Raw genomic sequence first — 8,179 nt, 5'->3', positions numbered from 1 at the left:
GCCCCTATAAAGCTGGATGTAAGCGTGCGGGTCATCGAACCTGTGAAAAACCTCATGGGCTTTGCCAGCGTGAAATTCAATGACTGCTTTGTGGTGGAAAATCTGAAAATCGTACAGGGCAGCAAGGGGCTCTTTCTTGGGATGCCCAGCCAGCCAGACGGCAAAGGCGGCTACCGGGATATGGCCTACCCTGTCACAAAGGAGTTCCGAGAACAGCTCAACACCGCTGTTCTGCAAGCCTATGAGGCAAAGCTGGAACAGATGGCGGAGCGTGGCTCTGTGGGGCGTGCATCCATCAGCGACCAGCTCAAAGCCGGAAAAGCGGCTGCCGAACAGGCAAAGGCAGAACGGCCTCCGAAGGAAAAGCCCAGCCGCAGCGCAGAGCGTTGACCTCGGGCCATGCTGGCCCGAAGCAGAAAGGAGGCGGGAACCATGCCACGCAAACGGACGGGCTATGACGCGGCCTGCTATTACGACGGAAAACTGCTGGGCCGCTGTACCAAAGCGGACAGCGATGCCTATACCCTGTTGATGAACGCCTGCGGCGGGGAGGCCGCCCGTGTCCTGCGGGAATACGCCTACTTTTCCCCGGAACTTCGCGCCATATTGGAAAAGGCGGCGCTCATGCAGGCGGACCGGAGCCGGACGGGCGGAATGTTCCATGCGCCGAAAAGTTCCCCGTGGGGTGATGTGCAGAGCTGTGAAACCCTCTGTCCAGGGGTGTTTCTGGTATCTACCGCCAGCCACGGCGGAACGATGGTGGCAAACGAGGTAGCCGCCGTCCTCTCCCCAGCAGCGAAAAAGTGCGGCTTCAAGGATAAGGGCTATATCTGCTATGAGGAGGACGCGCAGGAAAGTGTGGTGCTCCGGGAACTGTTGGACAAAAAGCTGTGGAACATACCTGACCGCATTAAGGACAAAGGGCAGTTTGAAGAAAACCTCAACCAGTCCATCCGGCAGTATAATCCCGAATACTGGCGGGCAAGGCAGAGCGGACGTAAGGCCGCCGAAGCCGCCCGCAGTACAGCCCCGGCCAAAGAGGCCGCAAGATGACCTCGGGCCATGCTGGCCCGAAGCAGTAAAGGAGGTGTACCCAAATGGCCTATGTGCCAGTACCAAAAGACCTTTCCAAAATTAAGACAAAGCTGGCCTTCAATCTGACGAAGCGCCAGCTTGTTTGTTTTTCCGGCGCAGCGGCGGTGGGGCTCCCGGCCTACCTGCTTTCCCGTGACAGTATCGGGAACAGCGCCGCCATGTTCCTAATGATCGGCCTCATGCTCCCGTTCTTCTTTCTGGCTATGTATGAGCGGGACGGCCTGCCATTGGAAAAAGTGCTGAAAAACATCATCCGCACCCGGTTCCTCTATCCCCGGGTGCGGCCTTACAAAACCGAAAACTTCTATGCGCTGCTTAGCGCCAGAAAGGAGGCGCAGCCGATTGCAAAACAGCAGAAGGGCCGGAAAGCCCGCAGGCAGAAAGCCTGAAAAGCAGGGCCTTACCGGCCTGTTCACAAAGGGAAAGAACATTCCCACCACCGCCCAGCAGACCCTCCCTTACCGGGAAATGTACCGGGATGGGGTGTGCCGGGTAACGGACCGCTATTACACCAAAACCATTGAATACGAGGACATCAACTACCAGCTCGCACAGTCCGAAGATCAGGCGGCCATCTTTGACGGGTGGAGCGCCTGCCTCAACTACTTTGACAGCAGCCTTCCGTTCCAGCTTTCCTTCCTCAACCACCGAAGCCGCCCGGGCAGCCGGTACAGCGTGAACATCCCCATGCAGGATGACGATTACAACAGCGTCCGGTGTGAGTATGTGGAAATGCTGGAAAACCAGATCGCCAAAAGCAACAACGGCATTGTCCGCACAAAGCTCCTGACCTTCGGCGTGAACGTGGACGACCTTTCCACCGCCAGGGCAAGGCTGGAACGTGTAGAGGCGGACATTTGCGGGAACTTCAAAAAGCTGGGCGTCAAGTGCCGCTCCCTTTCAGGGCTGGAACGGCTGGAGCTTCTTCACGGGCAGCTCCACCCCGGCAGCGGCTCCCCCTTCCGGTTTTCATGGGATATGATCCCCAAAACCGGGCTTTCCACCAAAGACTTTATCGCCCCGGACAGTTTCGATTTTCGTTTCAGCCGACTGTTCCGGGTGGGGACGACTTGGGGCGCTGCCTCCTACTTGCAGATTTTGGCCTCGGAGCTCTCGGACAAGCTGCTGGCGGAGCTTTTGGAAATGGATGCGGAAATGACCATCACCCTCCATATCCAGACCGTTGATCAGGCCGCCGCCGTAAAATCCATCAAGGCCAAAGTCTCCGACATTGACAAGATGAAGGTGGAGGAACAAAAGAAGGCAGCCCGGTCAGGGTACGACATGGACATACTTCCGCCCGACCTCGTAACATACAGCAACGACGCAAAGACCCTTCTGGAAGATTTACAGAGCCGGAATGAAAGAATGTTCCTGCTGACCTTCCTTGTGGTAAACATGGCTCCGACCCGCCGGGAGCTGGACAATGACCTGTTCACGGTGTCCGGTATCGTCCAGAAATACAACTGCACCTTGAAGCGGCTGGACTTCCAGCAGGAGGACGGTTTTCTTTCCAGCCTTCCGCTGGGCCATAACGGCATTGAGATCAAGCGCGGCATGACGACCAGCTCCACGGCCATTTTCGTTCCCTTTATGACGCAGGAGCTCCGCATGGATGGCGAAGCGTCTATTACGGGCTCAACGCACTTTCCCATAACGTCATCATGGCGAACCGGAAAAAGCTCAAAAACCCCAACGGCCTGTTCCTCGGCGTGCCTGGCTCCGGCAAATCCTTTGCCGCAAAGCGGGAGCTTGTGAATGTGTTCCTTGCCACAAAAGACCGCATTATCGTGGTGGACCCGATGGGCGAATATTCGCCCCTTATCAGGCGGCTGGGCGGACAGGTCATCGAGATCGCCCCGGACAGCCCCCACCACATCAATCCGATGGACATTGATTTGAGCTTCGACGAGGAAAACCCGATGGCGCTGAAAGCCGACTTTATCCTGTCGCTGATGGAGCTGATCGTTGGCGGCAAGGACGGCTTGCAGCCGGTGGAGCGTACCGTCATTGACCGCTGTGTGCGCCAGATGTACCGGGAACACTTGCAGGACCCGGAAACAAGCAAAATGCCGACCCTCCAAACCCTGTATGACCTGCTCTGTTCCCAGCCGGAGGGCGAGGCGGTGCGGCTGGCGACGGCTCTTGAAATCTATGTGTCCGGTTCCCTTAACGTGTTCAACCATGAAACCAACGTGGACTTAAACCGCCGTCTGGTATGCCTTGACTTAAAAAAGCTGGGAGCCGGGCTTCGGACGATTGCCATGCTCATTATGCAGGACTTGGTAAACTCGCAGGTGTCCATGAATTTCCTCCGCGGTATCGCTACATGGTGCTACTTTGACGAATTTCATGTGCTGCTCCGTGACCGTCTGACGGCAAGCTATTGTGTAGCGATCTGGAAAATGCTGCGGAAAAAAGGGTGCGTTCCGAGTGCTTTAACGCAGAACGTAAAGGATTTTCTGGCAAGCCCGGAGATCGAGAACATCTTTGAAAACTCGGACTTCCTTGTGCTGCTCTCGCAGGCACAGGGGGACCGGCAGATTTTAGCCAAACAGCTTGGGATCAGCCCCCACCAGCTTTCCTATGTGACCCATACCAATTCCGGCGAAGGGCTGCTGTTCTTCGGGAACACCACCATCCCGTTTGTTGACCGCTTCCCGCAGAACACCGAGCTGTACGCCATTATGACCACCCGCCCGGAGGACAAAAAACAGGAAATGAACCGGGCATAACACACTTCGGGCCATGCTGGCCCGAGGTTTGGAAAGGAGGGATACATCATCGGAAAGAAACCGGACAAACGGAGTTTTCAAAGGCCGGGGCCGACGGAGGATACCGGGGGCAATCGCCCCGGACCGGCGGAACGGGAAGGGCCTTCCCCTGCACCATCCCGACGCCTGCGGTTTGAGGACGAGGATACCGGGCAGGACAGCCCTTCGGGCCACGATGGCCCGAAGTCCAAAAGCGGCAAGTTTCAAGAGGACAGCCGCAAAAGCCGTCCCTCTGACCGCATGAGGCAGGAGGATGAAGCGGGCGGGCCGCAGGATACCAGCAAGGCACAGGAGCCGGAGGCTCCGCAGAGAATGCCGGGAGCAAAAAGGACAAGTACCAGAAAGCACAGGCAAAAGCGGAACACGCCGGGAAAAAGCTGGGAAAGGCTCGGGAGAAACTGGACAAGACCGAGGCAAAACGGGCAGCGAAGAAACCGCCGGGGCTTGCAAAAAAGGCAGTCCGGGGAGCCCGTACAGAAGCATGGTTCTATGTCCACAACAAGATCCACGAAGTCGAGCATGAAAATGTGGGTGTGGAAGGAGCCCATAAGTCGGAACTTGTGGCCGAGGCCGGAGCCCGGAAACTGACCCGGTATGCCAAACGCCGCTGGCAGGAACACCCGGCCCGGAAGGTGGCAAAGTGGGAACGGAAGGACATAAAAGCCCGGGCCAATATGGATTTTCAGAAGATGGCCTCCGAGCACCCGGAGCTTGCCAGCAATCCGCTTTCCCGTGTGCAGCAGAAATGGAAACTGAAACGCCGGTATTCCAAAGAAGCAAAGGCGGCTGCAAAACAGGGCGCAAAGGCCGCAAAGAAAACCGCTGCCGCTTCGGGAACTGCGACCCGGCGGGCGGCGCAGTTTGTGACCCGTCATCCCGTGGCGGTGCTGGTCCTGCTCCTGCTGTTGCTGCTCTGTTTTCTTGTGTCGGCGGTAAGCTCCATCTTCCCCACGCTTGGCAGCGGCCTTGCCAATGCGTTATCCGGCACCTCCTACGCCTCGGAGGATACGGACCTGCTGGGCGTAGACGAGGACTACACGGCGCTGGAAAACGAGCTGGCGCAGACGGTGGCAAACATCGAAAGCACCCATCCCGGCTATGACGAGTACCGCTATTCCGTGGACGAGATCGGCCATAACCCCTATGAGCTGGCGTCCTATCTCTCGGCAAAGTACCATGTGTATTTCCGGGAACAGGTGCAGGACGAGCTGCGGGAGATCTTTGAGGCACAGTATGAACTGACCTTGACGGAGGAAGTCGAGATACGCTACCGCACCGAAACCAGCACCGACCCGGAGACAGGGGAAACCACCACCGAGGAAGTCCCCTATGAGTATTACATCTTAAATGTGACCCTCACAAACAAGACGCTGCCTGCCGTGATCCTGCCGAGGCTTAACGAACAGCAGCGGGAAATCTACACCGTTATGCAGCAGCTCAAAGGCAACAAGCCCTATCTGTGGGAAGGGATTTACAACGGCGGCGAAGATACCGGCCCCAGCTATGAGATACCCGGCGAGGCGCTGGATGACCCGGCTTTTGCGGCGCTCATGGAAGAAGCCACAAAGTATATCGGCTGGCCCTATGTGTGGGGCGGCTCCAGCCCGTCCACCTCCTTTGACTGTTCGGGCTTTGTCTGCTGGGTGTACACGGCCAGCGGCGTCCACAACCTGCCCCGTACCACGGCGCAGGGCATTTACAACCAGTGCGCTATCATTTCTCCCTCCGAGGCAAAGCCCGGCGACATTATCTTTTTCACGGGAACCTATGACAGCCCCGGCCCTGTGTCCCATGTGGGGATTTATGTGGGCGACGGGATGATGCTTCATTGTGGTTCGCCCATCCAATACGCAAACATCAATTCAAGCTACTGGCAGACACATTTCTATGCCTTCGGGCGTTTGTGAGCCAGAGGAAAGGAGTCCTTGCATGAACAAGATCGACAAGCTCGATAAGGAACTGGAAAAAGCCCGGGAGAAGGCAGCCGAGTGGCAGGCCAAAATCCGGGAGCTGGAAAAGCAGAAACAGGAGGAAGAAAACAGCCAGATCGTGCAGGCGGTGCGCTCGCTCAAACTGACCCCCGCCCAGCTTATGGCTTTTTTGAATGACCCCAAAAACAGCCTTACCGCTTCGGGCCATACTGACCCGAAGCCGGAGGCACCCGAAAAGGAGGACACAGCCCATGAAGAAAACTAAATACCGCAGGCTGGCGGCGATGGCTGCCAGCCTTTTGTGTTGCCTGATCTTTACGGTCCCGGCCTACGCCCAGAGCAGCGAGCCGCAGCCGGAGACAGCTCCCGCCCCGGTGGAAACCGAAGCGGAGCCGGAAACCCAGAACCCCTTTACCCCGGACGGGACGGGAACCGTGGTGGACAACGCCACCGACGAGGACGGTAAAGAGTTCTACACCATCACCACCGCAGACGAGAGCGTGTTTTATCTGGTGATCGACAAACAGAAAACCAGCGAGAACGTCTATTTCCTCAATACCGTTACCACAGACGACCTTCTGCCTCTTGCCGAACAGGGTAAGGAACCGCCCCAAGAAGTGACCCCGGAGCCAGAGCCAAAGCCCACCGAACCTGTGGAGGAAGTACCGGAACCCGAGCCGGAGAAAAAGGACAGCCCCCTTCTCTCTCTGCTCCTGATCGGTGCGGTGGTGCTGGCCGGCGGTGGGATTGGTTACTATTTCAAGATTTACAAGCCGAAGCATGAGGCCCCGGATTTGGAGGATGATTACTGCGAATATGAGGACGGGGAGCTGGAGGAGATCGCAGAGGAACCCGAGGACGAAGATACCCCGCCGTGGGAGGAAGATACGGAGGAATGAGAATGAATTTTACAAGCAGCCCTTTTGAACGAATGATGAAGGAAGTACCGCACCCCGGCTGGGACAATGACGATCCTTGTAAGGGATGCCGTTACTACAAGGAGTGCAAAGGAAAGAAAAAACAGTGCCGGAAGAAGTTCCGGGCGCTGATCGTGGAGCCCCGCCCTTCGGGCCATCGTGGCCCGAAGTCATAAATGGACGCCCGGGAGCTGACCCGTGACGAGAAGAAGAAAATCCGCACTCTGGTCACGGGGATGTGCGCCAACTATGACCGGGAAAGCGGCCTGTGCCTTCCTCTTGACTGTGCCTGCTATATGCTGCACAAGTGCTGGACAGGGGCGTACTGCCGTTATTTCCGTGAGGCTGTCCTGCCTCTTAACCCGGAGCTTCAAGCGTCGCTGACAACGGAAGGCATCTCCCCGGAGCTGCGGGCCTGTGCGGTCTGCGGAAAGGCGTTTTTGCCCGAGGGGCGTCAAGCTACTGTTCCGACGCCTGCAAGGCCGAAGGGAACCGCCGGAAAAGCCGGGAACGCATGAGGAAAATGCGGGAGAAAAGGCCGGGCGGCTGTTACGATTTGCCGCCTCCAAAGGCTTGACATTCCGGGCTTTTTTGAGGGTGTTTCCGGGGTGGGAATATCTTATTACATTCCTCCCCGGTCTGCCCTCTTATTTCGTAACATCCAGCACTTCGGGTCATGTTGGCCCGAGGCACAGAAAGGAGGGATCTCTTGGAGACAGTACAAGGATATGTGATTTTGAAAGCTGCCACCTTTGAAACTGGACACGGCTTTGCGCTTGGGCATAATCCGGGAGCGCCGAGCCCCTTTGTGACCTGGCAGTTTACCGAGGGGGAAAACGGCCATCGGGATTACTACTGGGGCCGCTATGGAAACAGCCAGGCATGGGCGCAGCGGGATTTTGACCGCCGGGTGGACGATTATCAGCAGCTTTACCATGCGGCGGTCAAGCATACCGAGCTGGGACCGGAAGGCGTTTACCGCTATTATTCCACCCAGCGGCCCGTGGACATAGGAACTTACCCGAAGCCGCCGGATAACCAGCCTCTTTCCATTGTCAACTACGACGATGACAGGCGGCGTCCTGTGGCAGACGGCAGGCTGATGGCATGGGGCGAACTGACCTACACAAAGCCGCTGACCGAAAAGCAAATGGAGGATTATGAACTGAAACCAGCACCGGGCAATCCTGACCGGGTGCGCTCATCCATTACCGCCCGGCTCAAAGAAGGAACCAGAGGGCAGGAACCCCCGAAGGAGCCCGGCCAGAAGCGGAGCCATAAAAACCATGAGGAACGATAAAGGAGGATCGCCATGCACGAAAAAGACAACTATCTGAAAACCGCCGAGCTCTCCACGGAGCAGAACTGCAACATGATTGACGGCGTACCCAACAACACGCCCATCCAACCCACGCCCCCGGAGCTGGACGCAAAACCGCTGGATAAGGTAAAGGAACCCAAA

The 8,179-nt window shown here is 57.2% G+C and carries 8 protein-coding genes and 3 pseudogenes; all 11 read left to right on the top strand.

The genetic code is table 11. The features are described from left to right. Positions 1 to 390 (top strand): SpoVG family protein (locus tag DWX76_RS13310; protein ID WP_118524785.1); only part of this gene is annotated, 390 nt, incomplete at its 5' end. Positions 391 to 399: 9 nt separating this feature from the next. Next, positions 400 to 1,053: a DUF7007 domain-containing protein gene (locus tag DWX76_RS13305; protein WP_107001178.1), complete on the top strand. Its 654-nt coding sequence runs from the start codon at positions 400 to 402 to the stop codon at positions 1,051 to 1,053. A gap of 44 nt (positions 1,054 to 1,097) precedes the next feature. After that, positions 1,098 to 1,484, top strand: a complete 387-nt coding sequence (locus DWX76_RS13300) for a PrgI family protein (RefSeq protein ID WP_016306500.1) — start codon at positions 1,098 to 1,100, stop codon at positions 1,482 to 1,484. Positions 1,485 to 1,563: 79 nt separating this feature from the next. Beyond that, a pseudogene (locus tag DWX76_RS13295) lies at positions 1,564 to 3,830 on the top strand (DUF87 domain-containing protein). 279 nt (positions 3,831 to 4,109) lie between these two features. Next, a pseudogene (locus tag DWX76_RS13285) lies at positions 4,110 to 5,776 on the top strand (NlpC/P60 family protein). A gap of 22 nt (positions 5,777 to 5,798) precedes the next feature. Further along, positions 5,799 to 6,065: a DUF4315 family protein gene (locus tag DWX76_RS13280; RefSeq protein WP_005927622.1), complete on the top strand. Its 267-nt coding sequence runs from the start codon at positions 5,799 to 5,801 to the stop codon at positions 6,063 to 6,065. Next, positions 6,052 to 6,699, top strand: a complete 648-nt coding sequence (locus tag DWX76_RS13275) for a DUF4366 domain-containing protein (protein WP_107001175.1) — start codon at positions 6,052 to 6,054, stop codon at positions 6,697 to 6,699. The genes DWX76_RS13280 and DWX76_RS13275 overlap by 14 nt, the downstream gene beginning before the upstream one ends. Next, a complete protein-coding gene (locus DWX76_RS13270) occupies positions 6,696 to 6,893 on the top strand; it encodes a hypothetical protein (protein WP_005927616.1) in 198 nt (65 codons plus the stop codon). Before DWX76_RS13275 ends, DWX76_RS13270 begins: the two co-directional genes overlap by 4 nt. Beyond that, positions 6,894 to 7,294: pseudogene (locus tag DWX76_RS13265) on the top strand (cysteine-rich VLP protein). 132 nt (positions 7,295 to 7,426) lie between these two features. Continuing rightward, the gene (locus DWX76_RS13260; RefSeq protein WP_227589686.1) at positions 7,427 to 8,017 is read left to right on the top strand and encodes a hypothetical protein; all 591 of its coding nucleotides are present in this window, start codon (positions 7,427 to 7,429) and stop codon (positions 8,015 to 8,017) included. Positions 8,018 to 8,029: 12 nt separating this feature from the next. After that, positions 8,030 to 8,179 (top strand): DUF4316 domain-containing protein (locus DWX76_RS13255; protein ID WP_118570858.1); only part of this gene is annotated, 150 nt, incomplete at its 3' end.

The sequence above is a fragment of the Clostridium sp. AF21-20LB genome (assembly GCF_003478795.1).
Lineage (GTDB): Bacteria > Bacillota > Clostridia > Lachnospirales > Lachnospiraceae > Otoolea > Otoolea fessa.
This window is presented reverse-complemented; position numbering and strand designations above follow the sequence as displayed.